This window comes from Streptomyces sp. NPDC001709, assembly GCF_053596375.1.
This window is the reverse complement of record NZ_JBSFGB010000038.1, coordinates 70794-84165: the sequence shown is the minus strand read 5'-3', so window position 1 is coordinate 84165 and position 13372 is coordinate 70794. Positions and strand designations below refer to the sequence as shown.

At 73.5% G+C, this 13372-nt stretch carries 9 protein-coding genes; 7 read left to right on the top strand and 2 right to left on the bottom strand.

Annotated features, from left to right (window positions below):
- Together ACWC0C_RS38310 and ACWC0C_RS38305 are read right to left on the bottom strand one after the other, a co-directional pair.
- Nucleotides 1-200, bottom strand: a 200-nt coding sequence (locus ACWC0C_RS38310) for a DUF5691 domain-containing protein (RefSeq protein ID WP_450868974.1), incomplete at its 3' end; no start/stop codon positions are given.
- Between the two features lie 299 nt (nt 201-499).
- Nucleotides 500-1855: an SWIM zinc finger family protein gene (locus tag ACWC0C_RS38305; protein ID WP_450868972.1), complete on the bottom strand. Its 1356-nt coding sequence runs from the start codon at nt 1853-1855 to the stop codon at nt 500-502.
- 150 nt (nt 1856-2005) lie between these two features.
- Here ACWC0C_RS38305 and ACWC0C_RS38300 point away from each other — a divergent pair, with 150 nt between their 5' ends.
- The 7 genes from ACWC0C_RS38300 to sucD all read left to right on the top strand — a co-directional run bounded on the left by ACWC0C_RS38300 (nt 2006) and on the right by sucD (nt 13335).
- A complete protein-coding gene (locus ACWC0C_RS38300; protein ID WP_449198862.1) occupies nt 2006-3154 on the top strand; it encodes an ATP-binding protein in 1149 nt (382 codons plus the stop codon).
- Nucleotides 3151-6180, top strand: a complete 3030-nt coding sequence (locus ACWC0C_RS38295; RefSeq protein ID WP_450868971.1) for a DUF5682 family protein — start codon at nt 3151-3153, stop codon at nt 6178-6180. The genes ACWC0C_RS38300 and ACWC0C_RS38295 overlap by 4 nt, the downstream gene beginning before the upstream one ends.
- Complete coding sequence (locus tag ACWC0C_RS38290; RefSeq protein ID WP_450868969.1) at nt 6177-7355, top strand: VWA domain-containing protein; 1179 nt, start codon at nt 6177-6179, stop codon at nt 7353-7355. The genes ACWC0C_RS38295 and ACWC0C_RS38290 overlap by 4 nt, the downstream gene beginning before the upstream one ends.
- Nucleotides 7356-7485: 130 nt before the next feature.
- The gene (locus ACWC0C_RS38285) at nt 7486-8415 is read left to right on the top strand and encodes a hypothetical protein (protein WP_450868968.1); all 930 of its coding nucleotides are present in this window, start codon (nt 7486-7488) and stop codon (nt 8413-8415) included.
- A gap of 190 nt (nt 8416-8605) precedes the next feature.
- Nucleotides 8606-10798 (top strand): hypothetical protein, encoded by a 2193-nt coding sequence (locus ACWC0C_RS38280; protein ID WP_450868966.1) that lies wholly within the window; start codon nt 8606-8608, stop codon nt 10796-10798.
- 443 nt (nt 10799-11241) lie between these two features.
- Entirely contained in the window at nt 11242-12423 is a 1182-nt protein-coding gene (gene sucC, locus ACWC0C_RS38275; RefSeq protein WP_449198866.1) for an ADP-forming succinate--CoA ligase subunit beta, read from the top strand.
- Between the two features lie 27 nt (nt 12424-12450).
- Nucleotides 12451-13335 carry a succinate--CoA ligase subunit alpha gene (sucD, locus tag ACWC0C_RS38270; protein ID WP_449198867.1) on the top strand — a complete coding sequence of 295 codons (885 nt, stop codon included), beginning with the start codon at nt 12451-12453 and terminating at the stop codon, nt 13333-13335.
- Nucleotides 13336-13372 lie beyond the last annotated feature (37 nt).

Sequence of the window (13372 nt, the reverse complement as noted above, 5' to 3'; positions counted from 1 at the left end):
GCCCGCGCGGGCCGCAGCCCGGCCCGCCGCCGTACGGTCGCCACCGCGACCTCGTCGAGCAACGCCAGGGGCGCCTCCCGGCCCGACCCGGCGTACGCGGCGGGGCGCCGGTCGGTACCGAGGAGAGCGGTGGTGACCAGATCCTCCCAGGAGCTTGCCGAGGACGCGGCGTCCCGGCGGGTCGGGCTCGTCCCGTTCATCGCGTTCCCTTTCCTACGAGTGTCGGATGGGGGCCGGGGCTTTTCCGAAGGGTCGGCCTGCGTTGCGGCTTGGCCTTGGTGCCCCTGAGGGCGCCGGTGCTTTGCCGGCGGCTCGGTCCGCCTGCGGCACCGCCCCGGTGTCTCCGAAAGTGCCGGAGCTCGCCCGGTCGGCCGGGTGCCACTGCGGCGCCGCCTCGGCGTTCCTGAGCGTGCCGGTGCCTTTCCCGCTGGTGGTCGGCATTGCGGTGTCGCCTCCTTCGGGTGTGGCTGGAGGAGTTGGCGCCTTCCCGGTAGAGGGGTCAGCACAGTGGTACTGGCTCGCCCGTGTGCTCCGGCCAGGCTGTGAGTGGGGTGAAGCCGCGGTGGCCGCACTCGCCGAAGACCGTGACCGGGGTGCCGCCGGAGAGGGCGACCAGGCGCCACAGGCCGGGGCGGGAGCGGGCGGCCAGGGTCAGCGGGAGGGCGGAGTCCGTGTCGGCGTCGGCCAGTTGCCACCGGTCGCCGTCCGGGACCGGTATCACCCGGTCCAGGGTCACCGGGACCGACTCCAGCCAGGGGTCGTCGCGCAGCGCCTCGCCGTATCGGGCAGCCGCCTCGGCCGTGGTCGTGCCCGGTGGGCGGAACACGGCCGGTGCGGGTGGGGCGAACCGCTCACCCAGGGCGGACCGGGACTGGCCGGCCCCCGGATAGGCGGACAGCTCCGCGTCCAGGGCCAGGCCGACCGGCAGGGACAGCTCCGGAGCACGGCCGGCCGCGCCGTAGGACAGCAGCAGCCGGGTGCGGCCCGATGCGGCGCCGTGCAGCCATATCCGGCGGGTCGTCAGTTTCGGGTCCACCGTGTCGTACTGGGCGAGGACCAGCCAGCGGTCGCGGATCGGGGCACCGTCGGCCGCTGCGGGCAGGCCCAGCCGGGAGCGGACCGCGGCCGCGAGGGCGTCCGGCAGCCGGTCGCGGCGCAGCCAGCCCTGGTCGAGCAGGTGCAGCAGCGCGCACTCCTCCAGCAGCCGGGCAGGCCAGCCCGCTCCGGACGCCGGGATGGCCGCCAACTCCCGCACACGCGCCGCGAGTCCGGGTGCCTGCGCGTCGACCATGCGGGCGGCCGTCTCGTCCCATGGGCCGTACCCCGCCTGCTCGGCCGCGGCCAGGCCGCCGCGCAGCAGGTCCGCGAGGCGTTGCTCGAGCTCCGTCGCCCCCGCGGTGACCCGCTCGGCCCGGCGCTCCGCCCGCCGCCGCGCCGCCTCGGGATCGGCGGACCCGGCCCCCGAACTCCCCCCGTCCCGGGACTGCTTGCTCTCGGCCCGTGTGCGTCTGCCCGCGAGCCACTGCTCGGCCCAGTCCGGCGGTTCGGCGGACGCCGGCACCGAGCTGTCGCCGCCCGCCCACAGCAGGAGCAGTCCGAGCGCGTGCTTGCACGGGAATTTACGGCTCGGGCAACTGCACTTGTACGCCGGACCGGCCGCGCCCGCGAGGTCGACCACCGTCTGATACGGCCTGCTGCCGCTGCCCCTGCACAGCCCCCACACCGTCCCTTCTCCGCTCCCCGCCTCGGACCACGGACCGGCCGTGCCGAGCTTTCCTCCCGCTTTGCGTGACGCGGCGTCAGGCGCCAGTGACAGCACCTGTTCCGCAGTCCAGCGCACCCCCTGCTCAGTCATGTCTCCGACGGTAGGACCCGCCACTGACAATCGGTCCGGAGCGGGCGTTTGTGCAGGTCAGGGCGATTGTCAGTGGCGTGGTGCACGGTGGATGCCAGATCCGAACCGGCCGAGCTGGAGGGGGCCTCAGCCATGTCTGCCATGCCTGCCATGTCTGCCACGTCTGCCACATCCGAGTCCGTGCGACCGACGACAGCCCAACCGAGCAGCAGCGAGAGCGCCCAGGCGCTCCGACCGCACGCCGAGCACGCCTTCGCCGCCGAACTCTCCGCACTCGCCGCACGGGACGACCGCCCGCGCCCGGCCCGCTGGAAGCTGTCGCCGTGGGCGGTGGCGACGTATCTGCTCGGCGGCGCCCTGCCGGACGGCACGGTGATCACACCCAAGTACGTGGGCCCGCGCCGGATCGTCGAGGTCGCGGTCACCACCCTCGCCACCGACCGTGCCCTGCTCCTGCTCGGCGTGCCCGGCACCGCCAAGACCTGGGTGTCGGAGCATCTGGCGGCAGCGGTCAGCGGCGACTCCACCCTGCTGGTGCAGGGCACCGCCGGCACCCCGGAGGAGGCGATCCGCTACGGCTGGAACTACGCGCAGCTGCTCGCGCACGGCCCTAGCCGCGACGCCCTCGTGCCCAGTCCCGTCATGCGAGCCATGGCCGAGGGCATGACGGCCCGCGTGGAGGAGCTGACCCGTATCCCGGCCGACGTCCAGGACACGCTGATCACGATCCTTTCCGAGAAGACCCTGCCCATTCCGGAGCTCGGCCAGGAGGTCCAGGCGGTCCGCGGATTCAACCTCATCGCCACGGCCAACGACCGGGACAGAGGGGTCAACGACCTCTCCAGCGCGCTGCGCCGCCGCTTCAACACCGTGGTGCTGCCGCTGCCGGAGAGCGCTGACGCCGAGGTCGACATCGTCACCCGCCGGGTCGAGCAGATCGGCCGCTCCCTAGACCTGCCGGCCGCGCCCGACGGCATCGAGGAGATCCGCCGGGTCGTGACCGTCTTCCGTGAGCTGCGCGACGGCATCACCGCCGACGGCCGCACCAAGGTGAAGTCGCCCAGCGGCACGCTCTCCACGGCCGAGGCGATCTCCGTCGTCACCAACGGCCTCGCCCTGTCCGCGCACTTCGGCGACGGCGTGCTGCGCCCGGGCGACATCGCCGCCGGCATCCTCGGGGCGGTCGTGCGCGACCCGGCGGCCGACCGGGTCGTCTGGCAGGAGTATCTGGAGACGGTCGTCCGCGAGCGCGAGGGCTGGACGGACTTCTACCGCGCGTGCCGGGAGGTCAGTGCATGACCGACGACGACACCCGCTGGCCCAAGGCCTACGACTCCGGGCCGCTTCTGCTGGGCGTGCGGCACCACGGCCCCGGCTCCGCCCGCGCGGTGCGCAGCGCCCTGGACACCGCCCGGCCCACCGCCGTGCTGATCGAAGGTCCGCCCGAGGCCGACGCGCTGATCCCGCTCGCCGCCGACCCCGACCTGCGGCCCCCGGTCGCCCTGCTCGCCCATGCCGTGGACGAGCCAGGCCGCTCGGCGTTCTGGCCGTTCGCCGAGTTCAGCCCCGAATGGGTGGCGATCCGCTGGGCCCTGGAGCACGGCGTCCCGGCCCACTTCATCGACCTCCCGGCCGCGCACACGCTCGCCTGGGAGAAGGAGAAGGAGAAGGAGAAGGAGAAGGAGAAGGAGAAGGAGAAGGAGAAGGAGAAGGAGACTGAGGCGGATGCGGAGGCGGACTCTGCCGAGCCCGGATCGCCCGCCGGATCGGGCCCCGAGGAGGCCGCCGCGGATCCGCAGGACATCGATGAGGCACGAGACACCACTGAGAGCAGCGACGAACAGGTACGCATCGATCCGCTCGCCGTGCTCGCCGAGGCCGCCGGATACGACGATCCCGAACGCTGGTGGGAGGACGTGGTCGAGCACCGGGGCCCGGGGGAGCGGGACCCCTTCGCACCCTTCGCCGCGCTGGAGGAGGCCATGGGTGCACTCCGCGAGCGGTGCGGTGCCGGCGGGCACGCCCGGGACCTGGTCCGTGAGGCGCACATGCGGCTCCGGCTGCGCGCGGCACGCAAGGAGTTCGGGGACGAGTTGGCCGTGGTCTGCGGGGCCTGGCACGTGCCCGCGCTGCGGGAGAAGACCACCGTCGCCGCCGACCGGGCCCTGCTGAAGGGGCTGCCCAAGGTCAGGGCCGACCTGACCTGGGTGCCCTGGACCCACCGCAGGCTCGCCCGGTCCAGCGGGTACGGCGCGGGGATCGACTCGCCCGGCTGGTACGGCCATCTGTTCCACGCCCCCGACCGGCCGGTCGAGCGATGGCTGACCAAGGTGGCCCGGCTGCTGCGTGAGGAGGACCGGATCGTGTCCTCCGCCCATGTCATCGAGGCCGTCCGGCTCGCCGAGACCCTGGCGGCGTTGCGTGGCCGCCCGTTGCCCGGGCTGAGCGAGACCACCGATGCCGTGCGCGCGGTGATGGGTGAAGGCTCGGACGTGCCGCTGGCGCTGGTGCACGACCGGTTGGTGGTAGGGGACGTCCTCGGCGAGGTGCCGGAGTCGGCGCCGGCGGTGCCGCTCCAGCGGGACCTGGCCCGGCAGCAGCGTTCGCTGCGGCTCAAGCCGGAGGCGCTGGAGCGCGAACTGGAGCTGGACCTGCGGGGCGGCACCGACGCCGGCCGCAGCAGGCTGCTGCACCGGCTGCGGTTGCTCGGCGTCGGCTGGGGCGAACCCGCGCGGTCACGGGGGAGCACGGGCACATTCCGGGAGACCTGGCGGTTGCGCTGGGAGCCGGAGCTGTCGGTGCGGGTGGCCGAGGCGGGCGTGTGGGGGACGACCGTACTGGCCGCGGCACAGGCCAAGGCCGAGGCGGACGCGACGGCCGCGCGCACCCTCGCCGACGTCACCGCGCTTGCCGAGCAGTGCCTGCTCGCCGGTCTGCCGGACGCCCTGCCGGTCGTCATGCGGGTGCTCGCCGACCGGGCCGCGCTCGATGCGGACGTCGGCCATCTCGCCCAGGCCCTGCCCGCTCTGGTCCGCTCCCTGCGCTACGGCGACGTGCGTGGCACCGACACCGGTGCGCTGGCCGGCGTCGCCGCGGGCCTCGCCGAACGCGTCTTCGTCGGCCTGCCCCCGGCGTGTGCGGCGCTCGACACGGACGCGGCGGAGGAGATGCGCGGCCATGTGGACGCCGTGCATACGGCGATTGGGCTGCTGACGGAGACACTGGCCGGCGCGGGTGGGGGCGCGGCGGAGAGTGCTGGTGCCGGACACGGCGATCTGCGGGACCGCTGGCGGGGCGTGCTCCGGACGTTGTCGTCGCGGGACACCGTGCCCGGTGTGCTGCGGGGGCGGGCGGTGCGGCTGTTGCTGGACGACGGTGAGCTGGGGCCTGAGGAGGCGGCGCGGCTGATGGGACTCGCGCTGTCACCGGGGACGCCGCCCGCCGACGCGGCCGCGTGGATCGAGGGGTTCGTCGGCGGCGCGGGCGGGCTGCTGCTGGTGCACGACGAGCGGCTGCTCGGCCTGGTGGACAGCTGGCTGACGGGGGTGCCGGCGGAGGCATTCACGGACGTACTGCCGTTGCTGCGCCGCACGTTCGCGGCGTATGAGCCGGGGGTGCGCAGAACGCTCGGCGAACTGGTCCGGCGCGGACCGGGAGACGGCCCGGCCGGCCGGGCGGCCCACACCGCCGCGACTCCCGGCTTCGCTGCCGACCCGGACACCGACCGCGCAGACGCCGTGCTGCCGGTACTGCGCCTGCTACTCGGCCTGGAACACCCGGCCGAGCGCGACCCGGCCCAGCGAGGACCGGGCGAGCGCGGCCCGACCGAACGGCATCCGGCCGACGGCGACCCGACCGGGAGTGGCCCAGTGGGGGGCCAGGCGGCCGTGTGGAAAGGGCCCATGCGAGGGGTGGGCGAGCGGGATCCGGTCGGCGGTTGCCCGGCCCGGGGTGGCCCAGTCGGGTGCCAGGCGGCGGCGCGGCAGATACCCGAGCCCGATCCGGCCGAGCAGGGCTCGGCCGCCGGTGGCCCGGCCGGGAGTGGCTCGGCTGAGGGGCAGGCGGCCGTGTGGAAAGGGCCCATGCGAGGGGTGGGCGAGCGGGATCCGGTCGGCGGTGACCCGGCCCGGGGTGGCCTAGTCGGGGGCGAGGCGGCCGTGTGGCAGAAGCCCGAGCCCGGCCCGGCCGAGCAGGGTCCGGCCGCCGGTGGCTCGACCGGGAGTGGCCCGGTCGAGCGCGACGCGGACCGGAGTGGCCCTGACAGGCGGGCAGTGGGCGGGGGCGGTACTGCTGATGACAACAGCTTTGCGGGGGTGGGGGTATGACGAGCCAGTCGGCTCCGGTGGACGTCAGTGATACGGCGCGGGAGCGGTTGCGGCGTTGGCGGCTGGTGCTCGGTGGTGATCAGGCCGACGGCACCGGGTGTGCGCTGTCCGGCCGGGACGCGGCGATGGACGGTGCGCTCGCCGCGCTGTACGGGAAGGGGGACAAGCCGCAGGCGGGGCGGGACCGTTCGGCGGGGCTCGGCGCCTCGGCGCCGTCGGTGGCGCGCTGGCTCGGGGACATCCGTACGTACTTCCCGTCCTCCGTCGTGCAGGTCATGCAGCGCGACGCCATCGACCGGCTCGGCCTCGCCGCACTGCTGCTGGAGCCGGAGATGCTGGAAGCGGTGGAGGCGGACGTGCACCTGGTCGGCACGCTGCTCTCGCTGAACAAGGCGATGCCAGAGACGACGAAGGAGACGGCACGCGCGGTCGTGCGCAAGGTTGTGGAGGACCTGGAGAAGCGGCTGGCGAACCGTACGCGGGCCACCCTCACCGGCGCCCTCGACCGCAGCGCGCGGATCAGCCGTCCGCGCCACCACGACATCGACTGGAACCGCACCATCGCGGCCAACCTCAAGCACTATCTGCCCGAGTACCGCACGGTCGTTCCGGAACGGCTTGTCGGCTACGGGCGAGCCGCGCGGTCGGTGAAGAAGGAGGTCGTGCTCTGCATCGACCAGTCCGGGTCCATGGCCGCGTCCATGGTCTACGCGTCCGTGTTCGGCGCGGTCCTCGCCTCCATGCGGTCGATCAGCACCCGGCTGGTCGTCTTCGACACGGCGGTGGTCGACCTCACCGACCAGCTGGACGACCCGGTCGACGTCCTCTTCGCTACACAGCTCGGCGGCGGCACGGACATCAACCGGGCGCTCGCCTACTGCCAGTCGCAGATCACCCGGCCCGCCGAGACCGTGGTCGTGCTGATCAGCGACCTCTACGAGGGCGGCATACGCGACGAGATGCTCAAGCGGGTGGCGGCGATGAAGGCGTCCGGGGTGCAGTTCGTGGCGCTGCTCGCGCTGTCGGACGAGGGCGCACCCGCGTACGACCGGGAGCACGCGGCGGCGCTCGCGGCGCTCGGCGCACCGGCCTTCGCGTGCACGCCCGATCTGTTCCCCGAGGTCATGGCCGCGGCGTTGGAGAAGCGGCCGTTGCCGATACCGGACACCGTGTGACTCCGGCCACGAAAGAGGAGGGAAAAGGGACATGACTACCCATCGGTAACAGGGGGGTTGCGCGGTCTCGGGCGGACCGTGCAAGGATCGGCGGAGCCCATGCCCTGCCGAGCCGAGGATGTTCAGCTCCTTGACCTTCCCAGCAGCCCTCCTTGGTACCACCGTGCGCGTGCTGCGTACGGCGGCCGGGCGGCGTACGCTCCAACTGGTGCTGCTGGTGGGCGGACTGTTCGCGCTGGGCTTCCTGTGTGGCGAACAGGCGCACGCGGCCGACGAGACCCCGGCGCCCGCGAAGGTGACCTCGGCGCCCGCGAAGGTGACCTCGGTACCGGCCGAGGTGACTTCGGTACCGGCGAAGGTGACGTCGGCGCGGTCCGGTGGGACGGCGGCGGGTGAGGATCCGGCCCGGGCGGTCCGCACGGTCGCCGAGCGGCTCGCAGCCCCCGTTCACACGGTCGCCGCACAGGCCGTCACCCCCGTACAGGACGCGGTGACCACGGTCTCGCGGCCCCTGGAGGCCGCGGCCGACCAAGGCGTCGACAAGCCCGGGACCTCGACACCCTCCCTGCCCCTGCCCGACCTCCCCCAGCCCCGGGTTCCGGACGTATCCGCACCCCTGCCGCCGGGACCGAAGTCCGAGGCGCCCCGCCCGCAGGGGCACGGCGGTGCGGCGGTGCCCGCCCCGGCGGAGCTGAACGAGCGGCACGCCCGCGTCCAGGGCCGTAGCACTGCCGTCGGCGCACCTGCGTCGGTCGTCCCGTACGGCCCCGAGGCCACCCTCGCGCCGCAGCCGCAGCCGCAGCCGCAGCTCGTGGCGCGTACCTTCGCGCACCGCGGCACCGCCGGCGTGGGCGTTCCCGGGCGGCCCGCGCCCACCGGGGACACGGACGGCGTGCTCGGCAAGCAGGCCGCCGATGGCAGCGCCTCCCGCCACGGCGACGCGCACGCCGTCACCCTCGACGGCCGGGCGCCGCAGCGGCTCGCGCCCGGCTCCGCCGCGCGCGTCGACGCGCCCCGCACCCGGGAACGGCACCGGGACATCCCCGTCTTCCCCGGCTAGGCAACAGGGCCGACCTCCCCGCCACAGACCTGTCGCGCGGGGGCGGAACAGGTCTGCCCGCCCGTCCGGACCCTCCGAAGCGTTCACCGCGACCGGTGTGCAGCGGTCTGCGGTCTCCGGACGGCACCCCTAGCCGATTCCAGCCGTTCCCGGCCATTTACGGCCGTTTCCAGAGGACTTGACGCACGTAATGAACAAGAACATCCGTCGTTCGATCGTGATAGCCGCCGGTGTCACCGGTGCGTGGGCGCTCGGCTCGGCCGTCGCCAGCGCCGACGAGCTGTCGGCCACCTCCGTCTCCGCGCCGGACGCGGGTACCGACAGCGTGGCCGGGACGGTCGACGGCGTCCTCAGCGGCGTCCACGACACCGTCTCCGGCGTCCAGAACACCGTCGGGGACACCGTCTCCGGCCTGACCGGCACGGCCGCCGCGGCCACCCCGGCAGCCCCGGCCGCCTCCTCCACCTCGCTCACCTCGACGGCGTCCACCGCCACCGGCACCGCCGACCAGGCCCGCCGCTACGTCGACGCCAAGGTCCCGGCCGCCGCGAAGATCCGGGGCGCCGAGGCCGTCAAGGGCGCCCAGGCTGCCCGTAAGACGCAGGCCCAGGCTCGCGTCCAGGCCGACGGCACGCACGTCACCGGCCGTGCCGACCAGGCCCACGCCGTCGCCGGTGTCACCCACGCCGCCGCGCACGCCGCCTCGACCGCGTCCCGGGCCGTCCCCCAGGTCACTCCGCAGGACGAGATCGACTACCTCTTCGGCCCGCTCGGCTCCTTCGCCCCCGAGGTCGAGGAGGCCCTGGCCGCCGCCCAGACCAAGCTCCAGGCCACACAGGCGGCCGCCCGTCTGAAGGCGCGGGGCGTCGAGGGCGTCGTACGGACGACGGCCTGGCAGACCGTCGCCGGCGCGCAGGGGCGGACCGCCGGTGCCGCGGCCGTCGGGCGCGGTACGGCCGCCGAGGCGACCGGTGCGGCGGAGGCCTCCGTCGCGGGTGTGCCCGCGCATGTCACCGGTACGGCCACGGGTGCCGGGCAGCGGGTCGTCGGCACGGTCCGGGCCGTGCCCGGCGCGGTCGCGCCGGTGGTGGACGAGACCACCGCCGCCGTCGTTCCGCCGGTTGTCTCCGTGGCGGTGAACGGCGCGGTGCCGGTCGCCGGCCAGGCCGTGACGGGCGTACAGGGCACGGCGGGGCACGCGGTGACGGGTGTGTACGGGACCGTCGAGGACACGGTCTCCGCCGTGCACGGGGTTGCCGCAGGCGCGGTCCCCGGGGCGCTGGGCTCCGCCGAGGGCGCCGTGTCGGGTGTGTACGGGACCGTCGAGGCCGCCGTGTCGGGGGCGTACGGGACCGCCGCGGACATCGCCCCGGGTGTGTACGGGACGGCCGGGGCCGCCGCGTCCGGCGCGTACGTGACCGCCCAGGGCGCCGTGTCCGGGGTCCACGGGGTCGCCACAGGTGCCGTGGGTGACGTGGCGCCGGTGGCCTCGGGTACGACGGCGTACGCCGGCGGGCTGGGCGGACGGGTCGCGTGGGACGCCACGGACGCCGTGCTGCCGCCGGTGGCCTCCGTCGCCGTGCACGGGGTCGTGCCGGTCGCCGGGCAGGCCGTCGCGGACGCGGGCGCCCTCGGCTACGGCGTGACCGTCGACGTGCGGCCCTTCGCGGACGATGTCGTCGGCACCGTACCGCCGCTCGCGCACGGCGTGACCACGCAGACCGGGGCCTTCGCCGGCGGCGTGACCGCCCAGGTGCCGCCCTTCGCGGCCGGGGTCACGGGCGCGACCGCACCCCTCACGTACACCGCCACCGGCGCGGTCGCACAGACCACGCACACCGCCACCGGAACCGTCCATCACGTGACCGGCACCGCCACAGGAGCCGTGCAGCAGACGGCCGGCACCGCCACCGGCGCCGTGCACCAGGCGGCCGCCACCGCCACCGGAACCGTTCACCAGGTGACCGGCACCGCCACCGCAACCGTCCACCACGTGACCGGCACCGCCACCGGAACCGTTCACCAGGTGACCGGCACCATCGCGCCCGCAGCCCGCCAGGTCACCGGCACCGTGCTGCCCGTGGCCGACGGCGTCGGTGGGAGCGCGGGCGGGCTGGGTCACGGTGTCGCGGGTGAGGCCGGGCCCTTCGCGGCCGGGGTCGCCGGGGCGGCCGGGCCGGTCGGCCGGCAGGCCGGGGGCTTCGCGTACGACCTCCAGGGCACGGTCCGGGAGGGCGGCGGTCCGCTCGCCGGGCACGCCGTCGGCGGGGCCGAAGGAGTCACCCGTACGGCCGAACCGACGTACCTCGAGGACTTCCAGGGCTTCCAGGGGACCCAGGACGGCGTGCGGGGCGTCGCGCAGGGCATCTGGTACCAGGGGTAGCAGGGTCAACAGGGCCGAGTGCCCCCACCGCTCCGCGGGGTGTCCGGACCCGGACGGCCGAATGCCGTCGGCCCGTCCGGCGGGCGTCCCGCGGCACGGGCGGGTGGTCCCCATTGGGGTGGGGATCAACCGCCCCGGCCCCGGCACCGCCGGGGCCGCCCCAGAGGCCTCACCGGGTCAACCCCAGCCCGGTGAGGCCTCGCACATCACTGCGATTGCGGCACGGCGTGTCAGGGAACCCGGCATCATGTGACAGGTATCACCGCTCAGGTGTGACCCTCGATTTAGGGAGCCCCCGCAAGCGGCGATAACCTGCGAGACGGACATGCCGCGCGCTCGGACACCGTGTGCGCCCCCCTTGTGACAAGCGGACGTCACGTTGCCCTTCGCGGCACGCCCACGCATCCAACGAACCGCGAGATCACTGATAGGGACGGAAGCGCGTGGACCTGTTCGAGTACCAGGCGAGGGACCTCTTCGCCAAGCACGATGTACCGGTGCTGGCCGGTGAAGTCATCGACACGCCTGAGGCGGCGCGCGAGATCACCGAGCGGCTGGGCGGCAAGTCCGTCGTCAAGGCGCAGGTGAAGGTCGGTGGTCGCGGTAAGGCCGGTGGCGTCAAGCTGGCTGCCTCCGCGGACGAGGCCGTCGCCCGTGCGACGGACATCCTCGGCATGGACATCAAGGGCCACACGGTCCACAAGGTCATGATTGCCGAGACGGCCCCGGAGATCCTCGAGGAGTACTACGTCTCCTTCCTCCTCGACCGTGCCAACCGCACCTTCCTCTCCATCGCCTCCGTCGAGGGCGGCATGGAGATCGAGGAGGTGGCGGCCACCCGCCCCGAGGCCGTCGCCAAGACGCCGATCAACCCGATCGACGGTGTGGACGAGGCCAAGGCCCGCGAGATCGTCGAGGCCGCCAAGTTCCCGGCCGAGGTCGCGGACAAGGTCGTCAACGTCCTCGTCAAGCTGTGGGACACCTTCATCAAGGAGGACGCCCTCCTGGTCGAGGTGAACCCGCTGGCCAAGGTCGCCTCCGGTGAGGTCATCGCCCTCGACGGCAAGGTCTCCCTGGACGACAACGCCGAGTTCCGTCACCCCGACTTCGAGGAGCTCCACGACAAGGCCGCGGCCAACCCGCTCGAGGCCGCCGCCAAGGAGAAGAACCTCAACTACGTCAAGCTCGACGGCGAGGTCGGCATCATCGGCAACGGCGCGGGTCTCGTCATGAGCACCCTGGACGTCGTCGCCTACGCCGGTGAGAACCACGGTGGCGTCAAGCCCGCCAACTTCCTGGACATCGGCGGTGGCGCCTCCGCCCAGGTCATGGCCAACGGCCTGGAGATCATCCTGGGCGACCCGGACGTCAAGTCCGTGTTCGTGAACGTCTTCGGTGGCATCACCGCCTGCGACGAGGTCGCCAACGGCATCGTGCAGGCCCTGAAGCTCCTCGAGGACCGCGGCGAGAACGTCACCAAGCCGCTGGTCGTCCGCCTCGACGGCAACAACGCCGAGCTGGGCCGGCAGATCCTCACCGACGCCAACCACCCGCTGGTCCAGCGCGTCGACACCATGGACGGCGCGGCCGACAAGGCCGCCGAGCTGGCCCACGCCGCCAAGTAAGCACTCAGGACGAGGACACAACACACCATGGCTATCTGGCTCAACAAGGACAGCAAGGTCATCGTCCAGGGCATGACCGGCGCCACGGGCATGAAGCACACCAAGCTCATGCTCGGTGACGGCACCAACGTCGTGGGCGGCGTGAACCCGCGCAAGGCGGGCACCACCGTGGACTTCGACGGCACCGAGGTACCCGTCTTCGGCACCGTCGAGGAGGCCATCAAGGCCACCGGCGCCAACGTCTCCGTCATCTTCGTGCCGGAGAAGTTCACCAAGGACGCGGTCGTCGAGGCCATCGACGCCGAGATCCCGCTGGCCGTCGTCATCACCGAGGGCATCGCCGTGCACGACACGGCGTCCTTCTGGGCGTACGCCGGCAAGAAGGGCAACAAGACCCGCATCATCGGCCCGAACTGCCCCGGCATCATCACCCCGGGCCAGTCGAACGTCGGCATCATCCCGGGCGACATCACCAAGCCGGGCCGCATCGGCCTGGTGTCGAAGTCCGGCACGCTGACGTACCAGATGATGTACGAGCTGCGTGACATCGGCTTCTCGACGGCCGTCGGCATCGGTGGTGACCCGATCATCGGCTCCACCCACATCGACGCCCTGGCCGCGTTCCAGGACGACCCGGAGACCGAGCTCATCGTGATGATCGGTGAGATCGGTGGCGACGCGGAGGAGCGCGCCGCGGCGTTCATCAAGGAGAACGTGACCAAGCCGGTCGTCGGTTACGTCGCGGGCTTCACCGCGCCCGAGGGCAAGACGATGGGCCACGCGGGTGCCATCGTCTCCGGTTCGTCCGGCACCGCCCAGGCGAAGAAGGAGGCCCTCGAGGCCGCGGGCGTCAAGGTCGGCAAGACCCCGACCGAGACGGCGAAGCTGGCCCGCGAGATCCTGGGCGGCTGAGCTTCTCAGATCCAGGTCGGCAGGCCCGTCCCGTTCG

Excerpts from the sequence above, each read along its gene's own strand:
- ACWC0C_RS38305 (WP_450868972.1), bottom strand. The coding sequence starts at position 1,855 with ATGACTGAGCAGGGGGTGCGCTGGACTGCGGAACAGGTGCTGTCACTG.
- ACWC0C_RS38300 (WP_449198862.1), top strand. The coding sequence starts at position 2,006 with ATGTCTGCCACGTCTGCCACATCCGAGTCCGTGCGACCGACGACAGCC.
- ACWC0C_RS38295 (WP_450868971.1), top strand. The coding sequence starts at position 3,151 with ATGACCGACGACGACACCCGCTGGCCCAAGGCCTACGACTCCGGGCCG.
- ACWC0C_RS38290 (WP_450868969.1), top strand. The coding sequence starts at position 6,177 with ATGACGAGCCAGTCGGCTCCGGTGGACGTCAGTGATACGGCGCGGGAG.
- ACWC0C_RS38280 (WP_450868966.1), top strand. The coding sequence starts at position 8,606 with ATGAACAAGAACATCCGTCGTTCGATCGTGATAGCCGCCGGTGTCACC.
- sucD (WP_449198867.1), top strand. The coding sequence starts at position 12,451 with ATGGCTATCTGGCTCAACAAGGACAGCAAGGTCATCGTCCAGGGCATG.